Here is a 22770-nt window from a genome sequence, read left to right on the forward strand (position 1 = left end):
GACTTACAACGTTTCTTATAGCTTGGGTTATACCCGTGTAGATCAAAATTTGCCGCCTGGGTGTCCGCTAGAGGACGCCGTGAATACGTCCATATAGTCTCTATGCCAGCTCCATGCTGCCAAAGCCTTTGCGAACGCCCCGACGCCTCCATAAGCTAATGCCGAAATTTGAAGTGCGATAGGTATAAAATTACGGCACCCCCTAAACTATCGGCCTTGCTGGAGCCGAAAGGCTACATAACTACAGCAATTCCCAGTTTGAGCAGTATCGCCGATTTTAGGGTGTGGGGTATGCCTGTCGAGGAACGCCGTAAACCCATCCATGGGGGCTTGGCGGCAGCTCCCTGCTGCCGACATCCTCGCCAAGCATACCCCACACCCTTTTTGATCTCCAAATTGGGAATTGCTGACATAACTACTACAATTGCAGTTATGACTTGAATCCAATAATTGATTTTAATGCGTTTGTTCCTGTTTGAACTTTAGCTGAACGGGACAATTCCAACCAATGCCGTTTATAATTCATTCGACTTCTCGGATTTATCGCCGCTGACCGCTATTTTTTAAAAACCGATGAAAACCATCCTCGTAACCGGCGCCACCGGACAAATCGGCTCGGAATTGACGCCAGCTCTCAGACAGCGATACGGCAATGATTCCGTTATTGCCGCCGGCCACCGCAAAAAAACCGATGCCGAGATATCGAACGCAGGCCCCTATTGCCGGCTGGACATTGAAGACGTCGCGGCGTTGGCCCGAATTGTCGAGGACTATCGCATCGATACGATCATTCACCTCGCTTCGTTATTGTCCGCAGTTGCCGAAACGGACCCGCAAAGAGCATGGTCGGTCAATATCGATGGCTTGTTCAATGTTTTGGAAATCGCACGCCAACACGCTTGCTCGGTATTTTTCCCCAGTTCGATAGGCGCCTTCGGCCCGAACACGCCGGCTTTCGATACGCCCCAGGATACGATTCAACGACCCAATACTCTGTACGGCATCGGCAAGGTAACCGGCGAATTACTGTGCGATTATTATCACAAGCGCTATAACCTTGACACTCGGGGGCTTAGATTTCCGGGATTGATTTCCTATAAAACACCGCCCGGCGGCGGCACGACCGATTACGCGATCGAAATATTCAACGCTGCCGCTCGATGGCAACACTACACATGCTATCTAAAACCCGATACGCAACTGGATATGATGTACATGCCGGACGCGATCGATGCGTTTTTGCAGTTAATGACAGCCGATCCCAAACGCTTGATCCACCGCAATGCCTACAATGTGACCGCGATGAGTTTCACTCCCGAGGAACTGGCCGCAGAAATTCGCCGGCATATCCCTAATTTCAAAATAAGTTATAAAATCGACCCGCTTAGGCAAGCCATAGCGGACTCTTGGCCGCGTCACATGGATGATAGCGCCGCCCGGCAAGAATGGGGTTGGCAAGCGCGATACGACCTAGCAACGATGGTCGAAGACATGCTAGAGCACATAGCCGAATAAACCGATAATGCCCTTTCAATAAACCAAACCCCTACTCACTATTCACTATTCACTATTCACTACTTACTGCTTACCGCTTACTGCTTACTGCTTACCGCTTACTGCTTACCGCTAACCGCTAACCGCTAAAAGAGGTCATCATGACACTTGCCAAACTCGACGCACAGTTAAGGGACCGACTCTCCGCGATACAAGACAAAGGTATCGCAAAAGGCAAGGAAAAAATCATCACCGGATTCAAAACTGCCGAAAACGGCCTCGGCCCCAGGGTATTGCTTCAGAATTACCCGGATCGGACATTTTTGAGAATGAATGCCAATGCCTACCTGGGTCTATCGAGCCATCCCACTGTCATTGCCGCCGAATCGAAAGCCGCCGAAACCTTCGGTACGGGCCCCGGCGCGGTGAGGTTTATCAGCGGCACCTATCAACCTCATATCGATTTGGAAAACCGCCTGGCCGAATTTCACGATCGTCACTCGGCCATGCTATTCAGCGCGGCCTATGCGGCCATGATCGGCATCTTACCGGCGTTGATCGATGAAGACACGTTAGTCGTCAGCGATGCACTCAATCATAACTGCATTATCAATGCGATTCGTTTGGCAAAAACGGCGCGAAAAGCCGTCTTTCCGCATCTGGACCTGAGCGAACTGGAACGCATACTGATCGATAACAAAGGCCAAGCGGAACGAGTAATCATCGTCACCGACGGCGTCTTCAGTATGCGCGGCGACCATGCGCCGCTGGATAAAATCGACGCGATACGCAGAAAACATGAAGCCGATTACGCACAAGGAATTTTGACGGTCGTCGACGATTCGCACGGCATCGGCGCGCTCGGATCGTCCGGGCGCGGCACCGAGGAAATCACTGCAAGCCGAGCGGACATTTTGATTGCAACACTCGGCAAAGCGCTCGGCGTCAACGGCGGATATGTGGTGTCCAGCCGGACGGTAATCGACTATTTAAGGGAAACATCGGCGAGTTATATTTATTCCAATCCGATTACCCCTCCGGAAGCGGGGGCAGCTTTGGCCGCATTGAATATACTGGACAGCGCCGAAGGCAAAGGCCTGCTGAACCATATCCGAATGCTGGCCTTCAAGCTCAGAAGCGGATTAACTCAATTGGGATTCGAAACCTTACCCGGCGAACATCCGATCGTGCCGATCATGATTAGGAATACCGATAAAACCGGGGCCTTAGTGCAACATTGCTTCGAGCACGACATATTGGTTACCGGCTTGAATTACCCGATTGTCGCGAAAGGCGAACAAGAAATCCGGCTACAGATTTCAGCGGCTCACACTGAACAAGACATCGATTATTTTTTGGATGTTCTAAGCCAATTTAAACATTAATCTAATAAAAGCATTTCACCATGAAGACCATGAAGAATAATAATTTAATTCAAAAACTTATTATTCATATGTAAATCATTTTTGCTCTCCTACTTCTTTTGGATTGACAAATCGTCTAAGAAAAAAAGGTATAGGATGTGTCTATCGAGGAAGTAATTTTTAACCAAAGGCTATGTAGGTACTTCCATGTACCCGGTCTGAACGTTTACGAGGTTCTAATTTTTTTTCTCTTTTTTGATGATGACTTTATCGTCGATGACCAAGTCGGAAATACCACCGAGCTCTAAGCGCAAGGTGCAAGAAGCGTTTTTGAATGCATCGGTTTCACCTTGATAGTTATAAGTTACGTATGACTCCTTGTCGCTTTTCGTTTCGGATGGAAAAAACACCTGCTCGCCGGTTTCTTTCATAATTGCGGCAGGGCATTTTTTAGATGCCATTTCCTGCATCGCTACATAAGTTCTAATCATTGCCGCCGACTCTTTTTCCTCGATGGATTCTTGTTTGCTGACACCCACGACAATAAATCCGACGACAAAAACGCCGATAACCGCAATTACAATTTTAGTTGTTTCAGTCATAGCACCCTCTAGGTTGTTTATTTTTATAAGTATGATACCGAAGACATTTCAAAACATTCGGCAATACCCCATGAATTCTATGCCAATACGCTTATCTCGGCAATGCTTCGCTTAGAGCCGTTTAAAACTCAACTCCCTGCTCTGCCTTGATACCCTGGGTATACGCATGTTTAACCAGCGTCATATGGGTCACAGTATCGGCGACTTCAATGACCTCCGGCGCGGCATTGCGCCCGGTCAGCACTAAATGCATCCAGGACGGCTTCTCATTTTTAATGAACTCGGCGATTTCTTGTCCGGTGATCCATTCATAACCGCAGCAATAGTTGATTTCATCGAGCAATACGAAATCATAGGCTTCAGACTTAATTTTTTCCTTACTGAACTCCCAAATCGAGCGACTGGTTTTAATATCCTGCTCGGGATTTTTCGTATCCCAAGTAAAACCGTCGCCCAAAGCATGCCATTCGATATTGTCGAAACGTTCCGCGGCTTTGTGTTCGCCCGTTTGCCATTGACCTTTAATGTACTGAATCACGCAAACCTTCATGCCCCAGCCGGCGGCGCGAAATACCATACCCAACGCGCTCGAAGATTTGCCCTTCCCTTCGCCGGTATTGACCAACACCAAGCCACGCCGCTTATCTCTCGCTTTCATCCAATCTCCTTTACAAGTTATCAAATGTCGAGCAGAGTAACACCTTCATTCGTGAACGCAAGTTTTACCGAGCCTTCAACATCGACACTATGACTTCGCTTTATAAAGGTCCTTTACCGTTTAAAATCGACACCATGTCAATCGAAATTTCAACTTACAGGATGTGTCGATCTTTTATCCTAGAAAGAGCAGTTGGTATATGTTGTAGACCGTTCGTGCTGAGTAAAGTCGAAGCATGAAGGGTCTACAACACTTTCACCGACCTGGTGAAGCCTCAAACTCCTGTTCACCCATCGACAGGGCTCTTCTGAGCGAAGCCGAAGGGCTCAGGGCGAACGGGAGTTTGAGGCTCTCAACTGATCTTTTTAGGTTTATAGCGATGTTAATTGTATTGAGTTGCTGCGGATGCTCCGGCCTATTGTTCTATCCGAATGAACGGCAGGTTCTCAAGCCCGTATCGCTGGGTCTTCACTATCGAGACGTCTATCTGAAGACTCCGGATGATCTCACGATTCACGGCTGGTTTTTACCGGCGCAGGGTGAACTCAAAGGCAGCGTTTATTTCTTGCACGGCAATGCGCAAAATATCAGCACGCACATTCATAACGTCAAATGGCTACCGGAACAGGGCTATCAGGTTTTGTTAATCGATTACCGCGGTTTCGGGCATTCCGAAGGCAAGCCAAACCTGCCGGGAATTTTTCTCGATATCGAAACAGGATTCGATTGGCTGATCGCAAAGTCCGAATCGAAACCGCTATTTCTTTTGGGCCAAAGCCTCGGCGCCAGTCTCGGCATCTACTTTGCCGCCCGGAACCCATCTGCCCGGCAACATCTAGACGGCATCGTTAGCGATGCGGCCTTCACCGGCTATTTTCAAATTGCCCGCGATGCCGCTGCCAACCATTGGCTAACCTGGCCATTTCAATACCTGTTTGCCTGGTCGTTAAACTACCCCTACAACCCTATCGAAGTCGTCGAACATCTCACACCAATTCCGTTGCTGTTTTTTCATAGCGCCGACGACAGAATCATTCCATTCGACCACGGCAGGCAACTTTATCGAACCGCCAAGCCACCTAAACGATTCCACCCAACTCAAGGCGGTCATATACAGACTTTTAAATTTCGTCAAAACAGGGAAGTCCTTCTGGATTTTTTTGCTACGATAAGCGCTAAAAACCAATTGATTAAGGAACGAACATGAAATAACTTAGACAACTGCTGGAAGGGGGGTCGGTGGCTCGATTGACAGGTGTCGGCGGCAGGGCAGATTTTTGCTCCTGCAAAATCTGCATTCATGCCATCCATGGCAATCTGATAGCCGCCGTCAAGCCTACAGGGACGTATTCACGGCGTCCTGTCAAGCGAGTCACCGAACCTCCGCAAAGCCTACTACTTGTAGAAGTTATTTTGTGCATATTCCTAACGCCACGCGGGTCGAAATAAAATTTTTTATCGATAGGATTGCATGATGAATAAAACCTTACCCATTCTGATTTTCGGCTACGGCAACCTGAGCCGGGGCGACGACGCACTCGGCCCATTACTGCTGGAAATGATTCAAGAGCGAATAGAATTGGATTCCGTCGAAATTTTGAACGACTTTCAACTACAGATCGAACATGCCCTAGATCTTGAAGACCGAAATCTAGTGTTGTTTATCGATGCCTCGGTCGCCTGCAACGGCGCGTTCGATTTCAGGGAACTCGAGCCCGCTCACGACAAAAGTTACACCACGCATGCGATGAGCCCGGCCGCCGTGTTGCAAGTGTATCAAACCATCAAGCACCAAACCCCTCCGCCTTGTTTCTTGTTGAGCATTCAAGGCGAACAATTCGAATTAGGCAGCGATTTAAGCCCGAAAGCGCGGAAAAATTTACAACGGGCCGACCAATATGCCGAACGATTATTAAAACGGCCGAATGTCAAAATTTGGCGTGAGCTAGCCGAAAAAGCATTTCACCATGAAGAATAAAAAATCGATTTATTGATTCAGCACCTAAATTCCATAACTCAATAGCCATGATTAATTGCCTTGAATAATTTAGGTGCTGGGTTCACGGCGTCCTTTGACGGACACCCCGGTGCCGAATTTTGATCTGCGATGGGTATATTATGAAATCCTTAGACGGTTTTTCGATCAAAAGGGAGTAATATCGTATCTGCGCTTCACGAAATTTCAGATTAAACATTCAGCGTATCCATCAAATCGATCATGAATTCCATTTCTTCCTCATCGACTTTTTCCCACCCTTTAAAACCCAGGCTTTCCAATACGCCAGCCCCTTTTGTTTCCTCGACCATTTTTAACAAACACTTTTCGAATAATTCTTTTTTGTCTTTGAGTTTTGGGCCTATCATCAAGGAGTGGTGAATCACGCCGATTTGGCTTCGCACTAGAATTCGCAAACGTTTTTTGATCATTTCGGATAAATCGTCGTAAGCTTCGGCCAAGAAAATTCCGACATCGGCATCGCCTTGCAGCAAATGTTTCGCAACTAAAATATATGTATCGCAAGGTACGCCTTGTATGTTGCCGACATCCAGATCGCCCGGTTCGAGCATGATCATGCCCATTAAACGCACATCCGGATCGTCGGTATAAGAAACTCTTGTACCGGGCTTTAAATCGGTCACACATTGAATTGCGCTGTCGGCATTGACGGCAATGATCGCTTCATCGGATTCGCCTTGCGGTTTCACTAAGGGCATAAATCCTTTTTCTCGTACCAGCATGGCTGCATCGAATGGATTGGCGTAAATCAAATCGATTTGATCATGTGCAATCGCCTCTCGCTGCAATTGAAAGTCGTCATACATTTCCAGATGTATCGCCGAATCGGTTTGCCTTTGCAACCAAGTGTTGAAGATATACCAACCGGATAGATGATCCGGTGTAAAATCCGGACTGACAGTGAATTTGAAAGTCATGCGCGCTCCTGTTGTATCATGGCAGAATAGAGTTTAATGCTTTCTTCCACCTTGGTTCGGGAAGGTTTTCTTCTAACCGAAGTATAACCGACGACCTTACCTTGCCGAACATTCGGGATCACGGTGGCCTTTACCCAATAATAGCCGCCGTCTTTACGCAGATTCTTAACAAAACCCTGCCATTTTTCGCCGCGATTGACGGTATCCCAAAGATCCTTGAAGGCCGCCGAAGGCATGTCGGGATGCCTCAGTATGGAATGCGGCGCGCCAATTAATTCTGCCTCGGTATAGCCCGACATATCGACGAACGATTGATTAACATGCGTGATTATGCCTTCCGGGTCGGTTGTCGAAACGATTAACTTGCCATCCGGGTAGGGTATTTCCGATTCGGTATATAACACTCTGCGACGAATACCGCCGTAAAGCTCAAGCATCATTTCCTGGTATTCGCCCTTGATAAACTCGGGTTGCATATCGTGTATCATATCGGTCACCTAATCGTTGCTTGGCGGTCTAAAGCATTTCGGAGATATGTTGAGCGGCTCGTTTGACATCGAGAAAAATCAACCCTAGCTTGGCATTGGGCTTTGCCAGTACGGTCAACACCGCCTCTTCGCCCGCATAAGTCATCAACACATAGCCTCTGTCGCCCTTGATCAATACTTGCTCGAGAGTGCCCCGCCCCAGTTCTTGGGCTGTTCTGTCGCCTAATGAAAGCATTGCCGCACTCATTGCGCCGACCCGGTCTTCATCCATTCCGGCCGGCAATACGCAAGCCATCATCAAACCATCGGTAGATATTACACCGGATGCTTCGATATCGGCTGATGTTCCATTTAACTCAGTTAACACGGAAGTCAACATATCTGCTCGCATAGCAGTCTCCTTAGATAATCATAAAAACGATTGATAATTTGTAATTATTCAGCATAAGTCATGTATGAGAAGGTGTCAGGCATTGATTTATAAGGCTGTCTGCAACAGGACGTTGCAGTCAGAGCTTACAGGGATGTATTCACGCGTCCTTAGAAATCAATGCCTGACACCAACCTACCGCATGCGCTGAATAGTTACGATAATTTCATCCTCCAACGATGCTTTTTGTCGCTAACGCTGGAATCGAGTAGTAGTTTTATTTTCGGTTAGCCGCATAACGACTGAATAAGGCCCAAACCAGCTCGACGAATTCGGGCCGATTAAAATGAGGCATGCCGCTGATTGCAACGATAAAGCGAGTTTCGCCTATAAATAAGGGCCAAAAGCCGACCTGGCTATTGCCTGCAGCATCGACAACGGCCCACGCATGACTATTCAAGCCCATATTATTGAATAGCAATCCGGAGCGCCGCTCATGTATCGAGGCAATTTCAGCACCGAGAGCCGACAATTCTTCGGCCGTTTCATGCGCGAAACCATGACAAACCAAATAAAAACCTTGATGATCGGCCAATAACACCTTGCCGCTTTCAGTAAGGCTCCCCAGCATGTTCGGCAAAATTTGTTCGAATGCACCGGACGGAGCCTCAATAGCTTCTTCGAGGCCTTGCACCAATCCAAGCCTCTGACAATGATGCAATCGTTCGAAACAGATGTGCGATTCGTCGTTTTCCATTAACGTAAGCAAGCTATCTTCTGTCAGCGCTGGGGTTCTTTGTTGCCGAAATAAACTTCTTAAAAATTGCCGGGCTTTGTCTTGTTCCCGCGAAGCAACCGCATAATATGCGCCCGCCGGCGTCGGCAACAAAAATAAGCCTTCCGACAGTTTATAATCGGCCATGTCAAGCCTCCAAGCCAGGATCCAACGAATACAGCAGTGCCTGTATCAATAATGAAACATCGTTTTTTACTCGGGCATCGACAGTAAAAACCGGAATATTCATGTCCATTTCTTTAAGTTTTTTATGATAATCATTGATTACCGGACGGCTACTTAAATCCATTTGTGTCACGCCAATCGCGACTTGCGTTTTCTCGATAAAGTCGGAAAATGCCTCCAAAAAAAACCTCATGTCCTGAAAAGGATCGGTGCGCGTATTATCCAATAGCAATATCAAGCCGATACCGCCCGATGTCAAAATATCCCACATGAAATCAAAACGCTCTTGCCCCGGCGTGCCATACAGATGTAATTTTTCTCCGCCGGCCAAATTCATTACGCCATAATCCATCGCAACGGTTGTCGCTGCTTTTCGGCTTTTGGTCATATCGCTGGCTGCTGCGTCGGTTTTAATCGGTGCAATATCACTAATCGATTGGATCGCAGTGGTTTTTCCCGCACCGACCGGCCCGGTAAAAATAATTTTATATTGGCTCATTACTGTCTAGTCCATTGGGCTTATTGACTCTAAGTTTATCGATGATGCGGCTCAGCAAGCTCTTGTTGCGGTTAGGCTTTAGCTCGGGCGGCTGAATGACGCTATCTGCATTCCTATCGCTTTGTTTGAGCAGTCCTAACGCACTTGCCGCGCTAATGAAGACAAAGACATATTCGGGTTTTATATGGAGTAACCCGGCAATTTTTATCGGAGCGACCGGTTTATCGATCAACAATGCGGCAATTCGAAGCGCATGCGGCGTGACAACTAAGCGGGTTAAATTGGGCCATCGTCTTAAATACACCGGGCGTTCGATATCGATATGTTTTGGGTATCGCCCTTTAGAAGTCCAGCAGGCAAGTTTCCATACAATCGCCTCCATACTTTGAAACTTATCCAAGGCACCGTTAAGGATTAACTTGGGGTCCGGCCAACTAATCGACATTTTTTTAGAGCTATTTTTGTTGATCGCCAAACCGGAAAAAGCGCGTAATTGTTTATCGTCAGCATCCAACCATATTTCGTTGCTACGAGGTAGTATCAACATTAGCTTCCATCCGGTGTGCAGTTGCAACACCTGATCCCTATCCTTTGCTACTTTGATAGCCGATTGCACGAAGCCTTGAAAATATTCTTTCGGATTATAAGCCGCGCGCTTCAGTTGCTCGATATTATTGATATCCAATGGCTCAAGCCCCGCCGATAACACTGAAAACCCTTTATCGCTTAATTGCATCGCGGTTTGATGTTTAGCCGATTTATTACGCTCGCTTGCATCGACATCAAGCCGTTTCTTAGCCGGCTCCGATATCTGTGGTTTAGTGATAGAAGATGTGGGAGAGTTGCTCGACGGCTCTTTCTCTTTAAGAAGAGCGGATTTAGCCGAAGCAATTGAATGATTCTGTTGTAATTGCCGAAGCTGAGTTCTAACCTTATCGAGCGCAGCCAACACCGACTCGACTTGTACCGGTTTTTTAATATAGAAAACCCCTTCGCGACTTATTTCTTGTAATGACAAAACGATCAGAGGCCGATGCAAAGTCTCGCTAAACCGTTTATCCAATAATGACCGACCTTCTCGCAAATCCGCATCGATAATTTCCAGGTCTGCCTCTAGAAAATCGACTATCGTAACACCGGCAGCCTTACACGGACCTTGGAGATATAAAGTGAGCGTTTTTCGCGTTCGCTCATCCATCCCGGAAAGCACGACTTTTAGCGTTTCTTTAGTTGATTTCTTTTGCATCGCTGAGCTCTTTGAAATAATCATTTAATGCGATCCACGCAGCAGGCACATTGGCATTTTGTTGTCGCAACGCGGCAAAAGCGCGCGCAAACCGGGAACGATCATGGGTAGAGCGGTATAATTCCAATAAGGCATCTTGTAAATCAATACGTTCGGGCTGTTCTGTCAGTGCTTGTTCCAATATTGCCATCGCCTCGCTTAGTTGACTATATTCGACGGCGTCTTGAGCTAACTGTAAAGGATCTCGATTGCCGCTATTCGATGAACTCATTTTTTCTATCACTTGAGTGCCGCCCAGTGCCCCTTCGGTTAAAAGGCTAAAACGATTGCCCGGTAATTTTGCAATGAATTCATTATCTTCGTTGATCGCAACCATGAGAATATCTCTCTGAGACGAAGTCAATTTCGACCGTGAACCTAGAATCATTCGCCGAGCAATGACCGCTCCCCGACCATCCAATACAATCAAAAAATCGACTAACGCCGCAAACAGAGCTTCTTGCCAATCCTTGCCATAGCAAAGATAAATACGCCGAATATGATTGCTGAGGTTTTGAGGTTTCCGAACTATTTCATGGGCTAGAAATTCAGCCAATGCATCTATGTCTTGTGCGATATAGTCGAATATGCGCTCCGGTAACCCCAATATAATGCGGAACCGGTCGTTCTTAGTAGCGGTTAAGCTTGATTCATGCTCATAAATAATGAGTCGACTCTTCATGATCGTATCTTGATATCAATAATTTCCACAAAATAATAGCGAAAATTAAACTTGATTTCTGAAGTCACGATCACATTTGTAGTAATCCTGCCGTAACTACAGGCTAATTATACTCATCGTAGATGAAAATTCGGCACCGGGAGGCCGTCAAAGGGCGCCGTGAAGCCGCACCTAAGGATCAATAACTTTCCTATTTTAATTCAAGGTAAGCAGGTTCGGGGGCTCGATTGGCAGGTGTCGGCGGCAGGGCAGATTTTTGCTCCTGCAAAATCTGCATTCACGCCTTCCATGGCGTTTGCAGATTTTTGCTCCTGCAAAATCTGCATTCACGCCTTCCATGGCATTTGCAGATTTTTGCTCCTGCAAAATCTGCATTCACGCCTTCCATGGCAATCAGATTCCGCCTTCAAGCCACGGATATATAGCTTCATGGGGCACCAAGACGATTCTTAACAAAGCAACGCTCAAGAATCAATCTTTTCCAATCCATACCGAATCGAGATTATGCGTTCCTTTTACTCTGGCTGCATAAGCGGATGCCTCATCCCGGCTCTTAAATCCGGAAACCGATAACCTATACCAAGTTTGACCTTTGACTTGCACCGGAATAACCTTTGCCGGGACACCCTGTCTTGAGAATTCAGCGGCTTTTCTATTGGCGTACCAGTCTTGCTTAAACGAAATCAGATTCACCGACCAACTGGCCTGCGATGCCTTGGGTTTTGGCGGACTTCGTTTGACCGGCGCTGACGTTTTGCTTGCCGCTTTTTTGACTGGCGGAGCGGTCGCCTTAGCAAGCTTCTTTTCCAATTCTTTGATTCTAGCTTCCAATGCCGCTACTTGACCTGTCTCGTCATTAACATCGGATACCGGCGGCGAACCCTCCTCTTGCTCGATTTTCTTTTCAGTATCGGTCGGTGTTGCCTCGGTTGTGCTTGTCGCTTGAGTTAATTGCGCTTCAGAAGAAACTGTTCCATTCGCTTCCGTTTCGGTAAGTTTTAGTGATAACGGTGTTAACGGAATAACCTCAGTCTTATTGCCTTCTATAGATTCATCTTGAAAAGCCATTGGCGCAGGGCTTGTTTGAGCGGCTTCCGGCAAATTATTTTTGATCAACAAAGCATTCAATTCGGTTTGATTTTCTTCCAACGTACCGATTAATTCAGTCAAAGACTCGATTTCATTATCGCTTTGCAAAACCAAATAGGCGAACACGCCGGCTGTTAATAAAGCCACAACAGCAATGGCTATGGCCACATAAGTAATCGTCGGTATGTTAGCGCCTTTGTCGAGTTGTTTTTTTAATTGGTTTTGCGCCTTAGACAAACGATCGATTTCTTCGGTCTGCTCTTGGCTCGTCGAAGCGCTCATTGTGGTCAATTGTTGCTTTAAAATTTCCTGTTCACTAAATAATTGACTGATTTGTGTCGTAATAACATCGTCGGCGACTGTTTTATGGGGCTCTTCCGCCGTCACCGCTTCAGGAAGCTCCGAAGCATCGTCATAGACCGCAAAGTCCGGATCCGCCAGATCCGGTTCTTGCTCTAGATCTTCTGGGTCTTTCATTGCATCAGGACTTTCTTCCTCTTCCTCAAATGCTATATTTTCGTCCTGAGTCGTTGCAAATTCGTCGATTTGATCTTCCGGATCGGAAATATCGAATTCCGCTAACGTAAAGTCATCGCTATCGAAATCCGTTTCCGCCTCTCCTTCCGGCGGTGAAGAAACAGGGACCGGTTCCGGCTCGGTTTCTGCAAACTCGTCGAAACCTATATCTGAAAACTCATCGATTTCGGCCATTGCCGAATCTTCAGAAGAATCGCCCGGCTCCTGGTCTTGAGCTGAATCGGCTTCAACCCCTGAGAGATCAGTATTAGCATCTAAATCATCGGTCAGTTGATCTCCGACTGTTGAATCATCGGCAAATAACTCTCCGAATTCGTCTTCGTCATCGGACAAATCTTGCTCATCAAAAGCGCTATCCATCAGTAATTTGTCGATAGCGTCATCATCATTCATTAACTCATCGTTATCGATTGACGAAGCCGCATCATCGAGCATTGAATCTAAATCATCGGCAAAATTTTTAGACGATTCTGACTTTTTTTTATCTTCTGAGTCGGCCATGGTCGAGCGGTCTCTTTATTAAAATAGTTGAATAATATTTATTATAGTGTTTTACACAGCTTTTGTGTGTTTGCCGCTTACGATAATTCATGCTATTCGACTATAATCCATTCATCGCTGATGCCGCATGCCCATCAAAACTCCAAATCAACCTCGCCTTCATAATCGAATGGAAGTGTTATCAGACTGCGCATTAAACCTAGATGCCCGGTCAATTGGTAGCGAATGGACGCGCTATCACGTCGAGTCAATTGACGTAAAAGCGTCTTTAATTTGACGTTCACAGGCAATTCGACAACATATTCGCCATCTTCGGGAATCGTAATTTCCTGATCGCTCATGCCTTGAGCAAAATCGACACCATTAAGTTTCAGCGCATAGACCATGTCTCTTATCGCCAATTCGGAATCATTCCTATTTTGCAGGCGCAAACGTATATTAAAACGTTGTTCGAATAAGCCGAATTGTGAAGGCTCAATAGCCAATAATTTAACCTTTGGCGCTTTGAAATCGGCATACATCCATGTGCATGCATTAAGCAGCGAGACAACAATAAGCATCGCTAAAATCTGAATCCATTTCACCGATTGAAAACCTACTGTGAAAAAAAGGACTAATCCTACCTCATCTATCACTAATGCAATAGCGTTTAGATATAATCGTTTGAGCATCCGGATTCGATTATCGGTAAAATAGGTTCTGACTCGGATCCATAAACTATTAGCATGACACTCGACGACGAATTTTCTGAAAAAGCCGTACAATTAATCGAAGCCGGACGCTTTATCGACAGCAAAGGCTGGGTACCGGCAACTAGCGGTAATTTTTCCGTACGCTTATCCAATGGCAATGTAGCCATTACCGTTTCAGGCAAACATAAAGGTCGACTTAGCGCAGAAGACATCATGCTGATAGCTCCTGACGGCACGTCCCTTGACGGTAAAAAACCGTCGGCCGAAACACTATTGCATACAGCGCTATATCAAAGATTCCCGGAGGTTCAAGCCGTTTTACACCCACATTCGTTAAATGCCACGCTCATATCCAAGCTATTTAAAACCGAGCTGGTACTCGATGATTATGAACTTTTGAAAGCGTTACCCGATATCGATACACATGAAACACGCATCAGCATTCCCATTTTCGCGAATGACCAAAATATGCATAGACTTTCAGCAACGATCGATGCTTATATGGATCGACGCGAATCAACTTATGCTTATATTATCTCGGGACACGGCTATTACACATGGGGCCGGAGTGTCGAAGATGCGCTAAGGCATGTTGAAGCGTTGGAGTTTTTATTTGACTGTGAAATACGACTGTACGGAGCCTTAAACCGATGAGCGCCTTGACTGTATACCCCGATAACGCCCCGAATAACGGCAATACTTATCTTGATTTCAGCGATATACAAGCACAACTGGAACCGCTGAATGTCCGTTTCGAACGTTGGAGCGCCGGCTTCGCGCTTCCGGACGATGCCGATCAGGATGCTATATTACAAGCCTACCGGCAACCGATTGACCGCTTACAAAAAGAATACGGTTTTCAATCCGTCGATGTTATCGGGATGAGCCCGAATCACCCCGAAAAAGCGGCATTACGACAAAAGTTTTTATCCGAACACATACATGACGATTTCGAAGTTCGTTTTTTCATCGAGGGCAGAGGGTTATTTTCCTTACATGTCGACGACAAGGTGTATTGCATTTTATGCGAGCAAGGCGATTTAATCAGTGTTCCAGCAGGGGCCAAACATTGGTTCGACATGGGCAAAAATCCGAATTTCCGATGTATTCGCCTGTTCACGACACCGGACGGCTGGGTCGCGAATTTCACCGGCAGCAACATTTCCGAACAATTTCCCAGTTTCGACGACTATGTTCAACAAATAGAGTAATATTCTTTGTAACTATTCAGCGCATGCGGTAGGTTGGTGTCAGGCATTAATTTCTAAGGACGCGTGAACCCAGCACCTAAATAATCCAAAATTGTTTATCATAGCAAATGGATTATGGTATTTAGGTGCTGGGTGAATACATCCCTGTAAGCTCTGACTGCAACATCCTGTTGCAGACAGCCTTATAAATCAACACCTGACACCTTCTCATACATGACTTATGCTGAATAATTACTATTCTTTTTCCCTTAGGAATGAGTACGAAATAACATAGGTTTACCTAATTTCTACCTTTTATACCCATAGTAGATCAAACATTCGACACTTATGATCACAACCATCGTCACCGATATTGAAGGTACAACCTCATCTTTATCCTTTGTGAAGGAAGTATTATTTCCTTATGCCAGAGTCCATATTGCCGAATTCATTCGCAATCATAGCCACGAACCGGAAGTTAGCGAATTATTGCAGGATGCCGCAAAGTTAACCGACGACCCGACGAATACCGAAGCATTAATCGAACAAATGATCCAATGGATCGATCAAGATCAAAAAGTAACCCCATTAAAATCTTTACAAGGATTGATTTGGGAAAACGGTTATCGTCAAGGCGATTTCAAGGGACATATCTATGCCGATGCTGCTCAAGCCATGCAGGAATGGCACAATCAGGGCATCAAACTTTATGTGTATTCATCGGGCTCGGTCTATGCGCAAAAACTTCTATTCAAGCATACCGAATTCGGTGACTTAACCACGCTATTTTCCGGCTATTTCGATACGCACATCGGCGGTAAAAAAGAGACTGCCTCTTATTCGGCAATCGCCGAACAAATCGAAACCGAACCGGAAAATATTTTATTTTTGTCCGATATTACCGAGGAGCTTGATGCCGCTTTAAAAGCAGGATTCAAAACATGCCGATTAGTCAGGGAAGGAAAAGTCGATTCCCCAAACGATCACGACACCGTATCTAATTTTTTTGATATCAAATTGTAGCTAGTCAGCATCATATCGGCATTGATTGCCGATATACTGGTTTGTACGGAGGTGAAGCTACGCATTATCCTAAATTCGGCAGTTTAACCATGAAGCACATGAAGTTCATGAAGGATTTTAAGAAATCACCTAAGCATTCTCGTTAACCTTTTGGGTGAGCGAAAATTTTCTACAAACGTGTAATAACTTATTGAATTAACTTCCTATTCTTCACGGTGAAATGCTTTTTATAGGATTATCATTCATCGCACTGGATTCCGCCACAAATTCGTATGGAACGGATTTGCATTTACCCGAAGGGCTCCGGGCAGGATAGCCCGGAGTGACAAATCCGTATGGAACGGATTTGCATTTACCCGAAGGGCTCCGGGCAAGATAGCCCGGAGTGACAAATCCGTATGGAACGGATTTGCATTTACCCGAAGGGCTCCGGGCAGGATAGCCCGGAGTGAATCCCTGACGGAATGACGCTTCGGCGCCTCTGGGGTTTGACGGCAACTCGAACGCTAAGGATGACGGTGAATGCAGATAGGGTATCAAAATGCTTGCCACCAAGGCTCATTCAAACAAATCGAAATCGTCCATCGATTCATCAACCATCGGCATAGGCTCTTCTTCCTCCTTTGGATCCTCTTCTACCGGCTTAGGTTTCAGTAAGTTTTTAGCATCGGGCCCCATCGCAATTGAATAATCGGTAGTCGCTACAAAATATCCGCTATCGATATCGACAACTCTTAGCGACACATAAGCATTTTTCTTACCCGGCGCAAAAGTGCCTACTAACAAAGCTTGCGCGCCAATTTCGGCCAATCCGGCTTTAGTTTCATCGGACAACTGCAAAATACCGGTGTCATTTTTGACGAAAATTTCGGTCGGTAACTCCATGCCCATGACACGATAACCTGAACGATGAAATGCCGATGCAATTTGATCGGAAACGATTCGACCGAACGAAAACGATTGACTCATATCGTCTACATTGACTAACGAGTTAACGACAACCAAGCTTCCTCTAGGCAATGGCTGTCTAAGATGTTTCAATAACTCATCCACCGCATCGTAGCTGACTTCCACCAAGTCATCATCGTCGACATCCTGGGCATAATAAACCCGATTACACCCGCTCAGTGCGGTTACAGCCGAAATCAGCAAAACAATTGCCTGCTTTTTGAACATTAGGATTCTCCTTTTTAAATATGCAAACCATAAAATCCGGACAGCGATCAATACTTGTCAATGCGTTAATCGTCAAAATAGCCCATTATAGGACAATCTCAATTACGGACTTCTATTCTGTATTTTTGCGCAATGGCAGAGTGCCTCGCTTGCGACTGCCTATAGTTATTCAGGCCTCTCATCATTTTTTAACTTCTTGGAGGAAAAGGTCCGAATACATTTTCACCGCCGAAATGATAAAACCTGGAAACGGCCATGCTATGATTTTACCAGGCTACTCCCTTTTAATCGAAAAACCGTCTAAGAATAAAAGGTATGGGATGTGTCTATCGAGGACCTCCGTGAACCCAGCACCTAAATTCCATAGGTCTTTGGCAATAATTCAAAATCATGGCTTATTTAGGTGCTGGATGAATTATCCCAGATAGTTAACATAACCAATAGACTATGGAATTTAGGTGCTGGGTAAATACATCCCTGTAGGCTCTATACCAGCTCCATGCCGCGCACACCCTGGCGCCTCCTCAGGCACTGCCGAAATTTGAAGTGCGAACGGTATAGCTATTTTTTTGAGTATAAAGGGAGTAAAAAACAAAATCCTTAGCAATCATAACTACACGTCACACCCTCGAGAAATAGTTTAATAGTCTATTCGAAAAATCAATCCCGCCAATCACCCCAACGCATTGATGCGCTAATGTCGGTACTTGAAGTCTAATAGCATAATTAATGCAATAATTTAGTTGATAATGACAACTTTAAGGCACAATACTTTCAAGCAATTATAAACCAGGTAGAACTGTTTCAAAAAATACTACTCTTTTATAATTGCCGAAACCGTGACAAGGTTATCCTAAAGACTCTATTAAGCCAACGCCATCCGATCCGAAGCCAATGAAACAACCCTTACATAAATTTTTAATTGCAGTAACGATAATCGCTTTATTCTTGCCGAAAATGTCGACTGCCGAGCATCTAAGCGTTGAAGAATCGATACGCGAGCGAATTGAATCCGCGGCTGAGATTCTTGATCTTTCAATCGATAACCAACCTTTAAACTCGCAAAAGGGCCTTATCAGCTTTTACTCTGACAGGCAGTTTTCTAAAGCTTGGCTTGCCAACGGTCAACCGACTCCGCAAGCTTATCAACTGATGCAAATACTGAATAGCGCGGATCAGCATGGTCTCAACAAAAGCAATTACCATGTCACGGCAATTAATGAACGCCTGGAAAGATTAAAAGCTCCACTGAATGAATCCGAAATCTTGATACTCTCGGTCGATTTAGACTTATTATTAAGCGATGCCTTTCTGACATACGGAACCCACTTATTACAAGGACAAGTCAACCCTCAAAAGCTCCAATCGAAATGGGATACCGGTCGACGTGCAACCGATATGGTCAAAATATTGTCCGATGCGATCGACACCAATTCGATTGAGCAAAGCCTCAATGAGTTAATGCCGAAACAACCGGGCTACCGCTCTTTGGTACGAGCATTGGCCGATTATCGTGCGATCAAGGATCGTGGCGGCTGGCCTTCGGTTACGGAAGGACCTAGCCTTCGCCCTAACGAGAAAAATCCTCGCATCATCGAACTCAGAAAAAGACTGGTCGCCTCGGGCGATTTAGCTAACGATGTTGCTCTTGACAACATAGAATTCGACCAATCACTCCAACAAGCAGTTAAATATTTTCAAAAACGCCACGGCTTAGAAACCGACAGCATTGTCGGAAGAGCCACGCTTGAGGCTCTCAATGTCAGTGTCGATCATCGAATCGCACAAATTCGCGCCAATCTCGAACGATGGCGCTGGCTTCCTGAGGATCTTGGCGCGCGCCATATCATGGTCAATATTGCAGGCTTCGCACTTGATTTTGTCGGAAACGGCGAAGTCTTGCTGCACATGCCGGTCATAGTCGGTAAAACATACCGAGAAACTCCGATATTTACCGGCTCGATGACTTATTTGGTCATCAACCCTTCTTGGTACGTACCGAACAGTATCGCCGTCAAAGACAAATTGCCTATTTTGGCCAGAGACCCCTATTACATCGAACGAAATCACATGAAGCTTTACCGTGGCTGGGGGGCCAATAGAACAGAAATAAATCCATTATCGGTCAATTGGCGGCAAGTAAACCCGAATAACTTTCCCTTTCGCCTGGTCCAAAAACCCGGCCCCAAAAATGCCATGGGTAAGGTTAAATTCATGTTTCCCAATCCGCACAACGTTTATTTACACGACACATCGGAACCAAGTTTATTTAATCGGGTCGATCGTACATTCAGTTCCGGCTGTATTCGTGTCGGCAAACCTTTCGCGCTGGCAAACTTAGTGCTTGAAAACAATTCCCGCATGACGCCGGACGCCATTCGAGAGGCTTTCGACCAAAGCGATCAAAAAACCGTCACGCTGCTTAACCCGATTCCCGTGCATATCTTGTATTGGACTGCTTGGGTTGATTTGGAAGGTGTCGTTCAATTTCGCAGAGACATATACAACCGTGACGACGAACTCATCCAAAAATTACAAAAATCCTTTTAGCTCCCAACCACCTCCCAAAAGCATTGATGAAATTAAGCGCATTCTTGATAATCGTATTATTGACTTACTCCAACCTATCACAGGCAGGACATCATCGCAGCGAACGAAACAGTTTTTCAGTCACGATTCATTCTTTTTCGAAACATAGCAATAAGGACGAAACCATTCCCTTTAATACTCTTGGCATCTCTTTATTACCTAATGAGCGATTTATTCTTCAAGTCAAAACAAACAAACCCTCTGTCCCTGTAAAGCTTCAAGCCGAACAAGGCAAAACACGGCAACTTGCCCAGCAACAATGGCAATGGCAAGCACCCAATAAGCCTGGTTTGACCGTTTTACGTTTGATTCATCCCATTAGCAAGGAAACCACAGAGCTGAACGTTTTTGTCATGGTACCGGCTAGCAACGTGAAAAATGGCATGTTGAACGGGTATCAAATCGGAAGCTATCCCCGCCTACCGTTTAAAAACATGACAACCTACGAAACGCCGAAAGGTTTTATCGAAGTCACCGAAGCCAATCAAGATACTAAGGTATCGCCGCATTTTACGATCGGCGACTTCCTTTCCCATCAAAAAGGCGGCTTTCCGAAATATCTGGTGCTGCGCGAACGATTGCTGCTCAAGCTCGAACACATTATTGAAACGCTGTACAGCAAGCATTTTCCGGTCGATTCGCTGCATATCATGAGCGGTTATCGAACGCCCTGGTATAACAAATCGCTCGGACAAGGCCCCTATAGCCAACACATCTATGGCGGTGCCGCGGATATTTACATCGACGTAAATCCCAAGGACGGCTATATGGACGATCTCAACAAGGACGGCAAACGAGACTATCAAGACGCCAAGGTTTTAATCGATATCATCGAGGAAATGGAAGGTCAATCTCTATACAACAAATTCGTCGGCGGCCTAGCGCGTTACCGAAAGACGCCACACCACGGCCCATTCGTGCATATAGACGAGCGCGGTTACAAAGCGCGTTGGAATGATTAAACCGATTGGCCGGAAAGTCTGATCGACAAGGATTTTGTTAAAAATGTAGGAAGCGGTGAGCGGTGAGCGGTGAGCGGTGAGCGGTGAGCGGTGAGCGGTGAGCGGTGAGCGGTGAGCGGTGAGCGGTGAGCGGTGAGCGGTGAGCGGTGAGCGGTGAGCGGTGAGCGGTGAGATGATGCTGAATTTAACCCATTTGTCAAGCCCCCTTTCCCCTTTCCCCTTTCCCCTTTCCCCTTTCCTCTTTCCTCTTTCCTCTTTCCTCTTTCCTCTTTCCTCTTTCCTCTTTCCTCTTTCATCTTTCATCTTTCCTCTTTCCTCTTTCCTCTTTCCTCTTTCCTCTTTCCTCTTTCCTCTTTCCTCTTTCCTCTTTCCTCTTTCCTCTTTCCTCTTTCCTCTTTCCTCTTTCCTCTTTCCTCTTTCCTCTTTCCTCTTTCCTCTTTCCTCTTTCCTCTTTCCTCTTTCCTCTTTCCTCTTTCCTCTTTCCTCTTTCCTCTTTCCTCTTTCCTCTTTCCTCTTTCCTCTTTCCTCTTTCCCCTTTCCCCTTTCCCCTTTCCCCTTTCCCCTTTCCTCTTTCCTCTTTCACCTACCCCACCAAACCACTCTGTTCGATACCGTCGAAAACAAACTGAACCGCCAATGCCGAGAGTAGAATCCCCGAAATCCGGGTAATGACTTGGATGCCGGTAACACCCAAGAATCGATGAATTTGACTAGCCATTAACAAGATCGACAGCGTCAGCAACATGATAATGAACAATGACGACAAAACGACCAATTGACGGGAGAAATCGCCGGCAGAATCGGCCATTAGCAAAATAATCACACCCATAGCGCCGGGACCGGCAATCAGCGGAGTCGCCAAGGGAAAAATTGAAATATCATGCCTCAAACGGGCTTCATCGGTTTCCGCCGACGTTGTCGTAAGCGCTCCCGAAGAGCGCGCGAAAACCATATCGAGAGCAATCAAAAATAATAAAATGCCGCCCGAGGTTCTCAAGGCAGCCAGCGAAATGCCCAAACTATTCAATAAAAAGTCGCCGGCAAACGCAAAGACCAATAAAATCATGGTCGCAATCGCGACTCCGCGAACCGCATAGACCTGTCGCTCCTTGGGCGTAGCCGAAGCTGTCATCGCGGTAAAAACGGCAGCCACATCCAATGGCCCGACCGTCGTAAATAAAGCGGCTAAAGCAACCGTTGCGGTATCTATCATAATGTTATCCGGGAAGGATTTACTTTAGTCGGTATAACTAACTTTTACCCCGAAATAATTCAACTCGGCTATCAGATTGAATTTCGCCGGCTTCTCTATATCAAGCAACTCGAAAATCTCTTTCAAGCGTCTTTGCTTTAGCTTTTCAAGATCCCCGTATCGAATCGTAAACAACATATTTTGCTTACCGGGCGAATAGTGTTTTTTGATTTCGTCTATTCGGCGATTTATCGTCAGCACCGCATTTTTCAATAAAACCGAAATTTCCTCAGCCAATTCAATCGTTGCATTTTCATCGGTTAAATCTCTCGATTTCTCGAAACACTGCGTTTTCGACTCCTGCTTCGCCAATAATGTTAGCCGAGTGCTTTTGACTTGCGGCACTAAAAGACTTGATTCGGTTAAAACAATCTTTGTAGAATTTTTACGGGTCGTCATCATTTAAATTTATGGCATCAAGG

Annotated in this window: 24 protein-coding genes; 9 read left to right on the forward strand and 15 right to left on the reverse strand. The window is 45.9% G+C overall.

Annotated elements, in window-relative coordinates; all coding sequences use genetic code 11:
- The first annotated feature begins 573 nt into the window (after positions 1-573).
- On the forward strand, positions 574-1515 hold the full coding sequence (locus MEALZ_RS12010) for an L-threonine 3-dehydrogenase (protein WP_014148912.1): 942 nt from the start codon (positions 574-576) through the stop codon (positions 1513-1515).
- Between the two features lie 140 nt (positions 1516-1655).
- Positions 1656-2879, forward strand: coding sequence for an aminotransferase class I/II-fold pyridoxal phosphate-dependent enzyme (locus MEALZ_RS12015; protein ID WP_014148913.1), 1224 nt, complete (start codon positions 1656-1658; stop codon positions 2877-2879).
- Positions 2880-3094: 215 nt separating this feature from the next.
- Here MEALZ_RS12015 and MEALZ_RS12020 read toward each other — a convergent pair whose 3' ends face one another.
- Together MEALZ_RS12020 and cobO are read right to left on the reverse strand one after the other, a co-directional pair.
- Complete coding sequence (locus tag MEALZ_RS12020; RefSeq protein ID WP_014148914.1) at positions 3095-3460, reverse strand: hypothetical protein; 366 nt, start codon at positions 3458-3460, stop codon at positions 3095-3097.
- Positions 3461-3581: 121 nt separating this feature from the next.
- The gene (cobO, locus tag MEALZ_RS12025) at positions 3582-4118 is read right to left on the reverse strand and encodes a cob(I)yrinic acid a,c-diamide adenosyltransferase (RefSeq protein WP_014148915.1); all 537 of its coding nucleotides are present in this window, start codon (positions 4116-4118) and stop codon (positions 3582-3584) included.
- A gap of 379 nt (positions 4119-4497) precedes the next feature.
- On the opposite strand from cobO, the gene MEALZ_RS12030 reads away from it, so the two are divergent.
- Positions 4498-5325, forward strand: coding sequence for an alpha/beta hydrolase (locus tag MEALZ_RS12030; RefSeq protein ID WP_014148916.1), 828 nt, complete (start codon positions 4498-4500; stop codon positions 5323-5325).
- A gap of 267 nt (positions 5326-5592) precedes the next feature.
- A complete protein-coding gene (locus MEALZ_RS12035; RefSeq protein ID WP_046061132.1) occupies positions 5593-6096 on the forward strand; it encodes a hydrogenase maturation protease in 504 nt (167 codons plus the stop codon).
- A 209-nt stretch (positions 6097-6305) separates the two neighbouring features.
- On the opposite strand, the gene MEALZ_RS12040 is transcribed toward MEALZ_RS12035, so the two are convergent.
- The 9 genes from MEALZ_RS12040 to MEALZ_RS12080 form a co-directional block, all read right to left on the reverse strand.
- On the reverse strand, positions 6306-7052 hold the full coding sequence (locus MEALZ_RS12040; protein WP_014148918.1) for a phosphate/phosphite/phosphonate ABC transporter substrate-binding protein: 747 nt from the start codon (positions 7050-7052) through the stop codon (positions 6306-6308).
- On the reverse strand, positions 7049-7540 hold the full coding sequence (locus MEALZ_RS12045; protein ID WP_046061133.1) for a PAS domain-containing protein: 492 nt from the start codon (positions 7538-7540) through the stop codon (positions 7049-7051). The genes MEALZ_RS12040 and MEALZ_RS12045 overlap by 4 nt, the downstream gene beginning before the upstream one ends.
- Before the next feature lie 28 nt (positions 7541-7568).
- Positions 7569-7931 carry a roadblock/LC7 domain-containing protein gene (locus MEALZ_RS12050; protein WP_014148920.1) on the reverse strand — a complete coding sequence of 121 codons (363 nt, stop codon included), beginning with the start codon at positions 7929-7931 and terminating at the stop codon, positions 7569-7571.
- A 256-nt stretch (positions 7932-8187) separates the two neighbouring features.
- Positions 8188-8832: a hypothetical protein gene (locus MEALZ_RS12055; protein ID WP_014148921.1), complete on the reverse strand. Its 645-nt coding sequence runs from the start codon at positions 8830-8832 to the stop codon at positions 8188-8190.
- Between the two features lies 1 nt (position 8833).
- The gene (locus MEALZ_RS12060) at positions 8834-9370 is read right to left on the reverse strand and encodes a GTP-binding protein (RefSeq protein ID WP_014148922.1); all 537 of its coding nucleotides are present in this window, start codon (positions 9368-9370) and stop codon (positions 8834-8836) included.
- Positions 9357-10616, reverse strand: coding sequence for a hypothetical protein (locus MEALZ_RS12065; protein WP_014148923.1), 1260 nt, complete (start codon positions 10614-10616; stop codon positions 9357-9359). Before MEALZ_RS12065 ends, MEALZ_RS12060 begins: the two co-directional genes overlap by 14 nt.
- Complete coding sequence (locus tag MEALZ_RS12070) at positions 10597-11337, reverse strand: type IV pilus assembly protein FimV (RefSeq protein ID WP_014148924.1); 741 nt, start codon at positions 11335-11337, stop codon at positions 10597-10599. The genes MEALZ_RS12065 and MEALZ_RS12070 overlap by 20 nt, the downstream gene beginning before the upstream one ends.
- Before the next feature lie 471 nt (positions 11338-11808).
- Positions 11809-13464, reverse strand: coding sequence for an SPOR domain-containing protein (locus MEALZ_RS12075; protein WP_014148925.1), 1656 nt, complete (start codon positions 13462-13464; stop codon positions 11809-11811).
- A 134-nt stretch (positions 13465-13598) separates the two neighbouring features.
- Complete coding sequence (locus MEALZ_RS12080; protein ID WP_162472952.1) at positions 13599-14024, reverse strand: LEA type 2 family protein; 426 nt, start codon at positions 14022-14024, stop codon at positions 13599-13601.
- A 165-nt stretch (positions 14025-14189) separates the two neighbouring features.
- Between MEALZ_RS12080 and MEALZ_RS12085 the strand changes: the two genes are divergently transcribed.
- The 3 genes from MEALZ_RS12085 to mtnC all read left to right on the forward strand — a co-directional run bounded on the left by MEALZ_RS12085 (position 14190) and on the right by mtnC (position 16369).
- Positions 14190-14810, forward strand: coding sequence for a methylthioribulose 1-phosphate dehydratase (locus MEALZ_RS12085; RefSeq protein ID WP_014148927.1), 621 nt, complete (start codon positions 14190-14192; stop codon positions 14808-14810).
- Complete coding sequence (locus MEALZ_RS12090) at positions 14807-15367, forward strand: 1,2-dihydroxy-3-keto-5-methylthiopentene dioxygenase (protein ID WP_014148928.1); 561 nt, start codon at positions 14807-14809, stop codon at positions 15365-15367. Before MEALZ_RS12085 ends, MEALZ_RS12090 begins: the two co-directional genes overlap by 4 nt.
- A gap of 327 nt (positions 15368-15694) precedes the next feature.
- Complete coding sequence (gene mtnC, locus MEALZ_RS12095) at positions 15695-16369, forward strand: acireductone synthase (protein ID WP_014148929.1); 675 nt, start codon at positions 15695-15697, stop codon at positions 16367-16369.
- Between the two features lie 558 nt (positions 16370-16927).
- Here the strand turns inward: mtnC and MEALZ_RS12100 are convergent.
- Positions 16928-17545 carry a FlgO family outer membrane protein gene (locus tag MEALZ_RS12100; protein WP_014148930.1) on the reverse strand — a complete coding sequence of 206 codons (618 nt, stop codon included), beginning with the start codon at positions 17543-17545 and terminating at the stop codon, positions 16928-16930.
- A gap of 894 nt (positions 17546-18439) precedes the next feature.
- On the opposite strand from MEALZ_RS12100, the gene MEALZ_RS12105 reads away from it, so the two are divergent.
- Together MEALZ_RS12105 and MEALZ_RS21035 are read left to right on the forward strand one after the other, a co-directional pair.
- A complete protein-coding gene (locus MEALZ_RS12105) occupies positions 18440-20095 on the forward strand; it encodes a L,D-transpeptidase family protein (protein ID WP_014148931.1) in 1656 nt (551 codons plus the stop codon).
- Positions 20096-20121: 26 nt separating this feature from the next.
- On the forward strand, positions 20122-21096 hold the full coding sequence (locus MEALZ_RS21035; RefSeq protein WP_014148932.1) for a D-Ala-D-Ala carboxypeptidase family metallohydrolase: 975 nt from the start codon (positions 20122-20124) through the stop codon (positions 21094-21096).
- Positions 21097-21388: 292 nt separating this feature from the next.
- On the opposite strand, the gene MEALZ_RS12115 is transcribed toward MEALZ_RS21035, so the two are convergent.
- The 3 genes from MEALZ_RS12115 to MEALZ_RS12125 are packed head-to-tail and all read right to left on the reverse strand — an operon-like array spanning position 21389 to position 22750.
- The gene (locus tag MEALZ_RS12115) at positions 21389-21679 is read right to left on the reverse strand and encodes a hypothetical protein (RefSeq protein WP_046061136.1); all 291 of its coding nucleotides are present in this window, start codon (positions 21677-21679) and stop codon (positions 21389-21391) included.
- Complete coding sequence (locus MEALZ_RS12120; RefSeq protein ID WP_014148933.1) at positions 21680-22309, reverse strand: MarC family protein; 630 nt, start codon at positions 22307-22309, stop codon at positions 21680-21682.
- Positions 22310-22333: 24 nt separating this feature from the next.
- Positions 22334-22750 carry a hypothetical protein gene (locus MEALZ_RS12125; RefSeq protein ID WP_014148934.1) on the reverse strand — a complete coding sequence of 139 codons (417 nt, stop codon included), beginning with the start codon at positions 22748-22750 and terminating at the stop codon, positions 22334-22336.
- Positions 22751-22770 lie beyond the last annotated feature (20 nt).

Source organism: Methylotuvimicrobium alcaliphilum 20Z, assembly GCF_000968535.2.
GTDB classification, from domain to species: Bacteria; Pseudomonadota; Gammaproteobacteria; order Methylococcales; family Methylomonadaceae; genus Methylotuvimicrobium; species Methylotuvimicrobium alcaliphilum.

Excerpts from the sequence above, each read along its gene's own strand:
- MEALZ_RS12010 (WP_014148912.1), top strand. The coding sequence starts at position 574 with ATGAAAACCATCCTCGTAACCGGCGCCACCGGACAAATCGGCTCGGAA.
- MEALZ_RS12015 (WP_014148913.1), top strand. The coding sequence starts at position 1,656 with ATGACACTTGCCAAACTCGACGCACAGTTAAGGGACCGACTCTCCGCG.
- MEALZ_RS12020 (WP_014148914.1), bottom strand. The coding sequence starts at position 3,460 with ATGACTGAAACAACTAAAATTGTAATTGCGGTTATCGGCGTTTTTGTC.
- cobO (WP_014148915.1), bottom strand. The coding sequence starts at position 4,118 with ATGAAAGCGAGAGATAAGCGGCGTGGCTTGGTGTTGGTCAATACCGGC.
- MEALZ_RS12030 (WP_014148916.1), top strand. The coding sequence starts at position 4,498 with ATGTTAATTGTATTGAGTTGCTGCGGATGCTCCGGCCTATTGTTCTAT.
- MEALZ_RS12035 (WP_046061132.1), top strand. The coding sequence starts at position 5,593 with ATGAATAAAACCTTACCCATTCTGATTTTCGGCTACGGCAACCTGAGC.
- MEALZ_RS12040 (WP_014148918.1), bottom strand. The coding sequence starts at position 7,052 with ATGACTTTCAAATTCACTGTCAGTCCGGATTTTACACCGGATCATCTA.
- MEALZ_RS12045 (WP_046061133.1), bottom strand. The coding sequence starts at position 7,540 with ATGATACACGATATGCAACCCGAGTTTATCAAGGGCGAATACCAGGAA.
- MEALZ_RS12050 (WP_014148920.1), bottom strand. The coding sequence starts at position 7,931 with ATGCGAGCAGATATGTTGACTTCCGTGTTAACTGAGTTAAATGGAACA.
- MEALZ_RS12055 (WP_014148921.1), bottom strand. The coding sequence starts at position 8,832 with ATGGCCGATTATAAACTGTCGGAAGGCTTATTTTTGTTGCCGACGCCG.
- MEALZ_RS12060 (WP_014148922.1), bottom strand. The coding sequence starts at position 9,370 with ATGAGCCAATATAAAATTATTTTTACCGGGCCGGTCGGTGCGGGAAAA.
- MEALZ_RS12065 (WP_014148923.1), bottom strand. The coding sequence starts at position 10,616 with ATGCAAAAGAAATCAACTAAAGAAACGCTAAAAGTCGTGCTTTCCGGG.
- MEALZ_RS12070 (WP_014148924.1), bottom strand. The coding sequence starts at position 11,337 with ATGAAGAGTCGACTCATTATTTATGAGCATGAATCAAGCTTAACCGCT.
- MEALZ_RS12075 (WP_014148925.1), bottom strand. The coding sequence starts at position 13,464 with ATGGCCGACTCAGAAGATAAAAAAAAGTCAGAATCGTCTAAAAATTTT.
- MEALZ_RS12080 (WP_162472952.1), bottom strand. The coding sequence starts at position 14,024 with ATGCTTATTGTTGTCTCGCTGCTTAATGCATGCACATGGATGTATGCC.
- MEALZ_RS12085 (WP_014148927.1), top strand. The coding sequence starts at position 14,190 with ATGACACTCGACGACGAATTTTCTGAAAAAGCCGTACAATTAATCGAA.
- MEALZ_RS12090 (WP_014148928.1), top strand. The coding sequence starts at position 14,807 with ATGAGCGCCTTGACTGTATACCCCGATAACGCCCCGAATAACGGCAAT.
- mtnC (WP_014148929.1), top strand. The coding sequence starts at position 15,695 with ATGATCACAACCATCGTCACCGATATTGAAGGTACAACCTCATCTTTA.
- MEALZ_RS12100 (WP_014148930.1), bottom strand. The coding sequence starts at position 17,545 with ATGTTCAAAAAGCAGGCAATTGTTTTGCTGATTTCGGCTGTAACCGCA.
- MEALZ_RS12105 (WP_014148931.1), top strand. The coding sequence starts at position 18,440 with ATGAAACAACCCTTACATAAATTTTTAATTGCAGTAACGATAATCGCT.
- MEALZ_RS21035 (WP_014148932.1), top strand. The coding sequence starts at position 20,122 with ATGAAATTAAGCGCATTCTTGATAATCGTATTATTGACTTACTCCAAC.
- MEALZ_RS12120 (WP_014148933.1), bottom strand. The coding sequence starts at position 22,309 with ATGATAGATACCGCAACGGTTGCTTTAGCCGCTTTATTTACGACGGTC.
- MEALZ_RS12125 (WP_014148934.1), bottom strand. The coding sequence starts at position 22,750 with ATGATGACGACCCGTAAAAATTCTACAAAGATTGTTTTAACCGAATCA.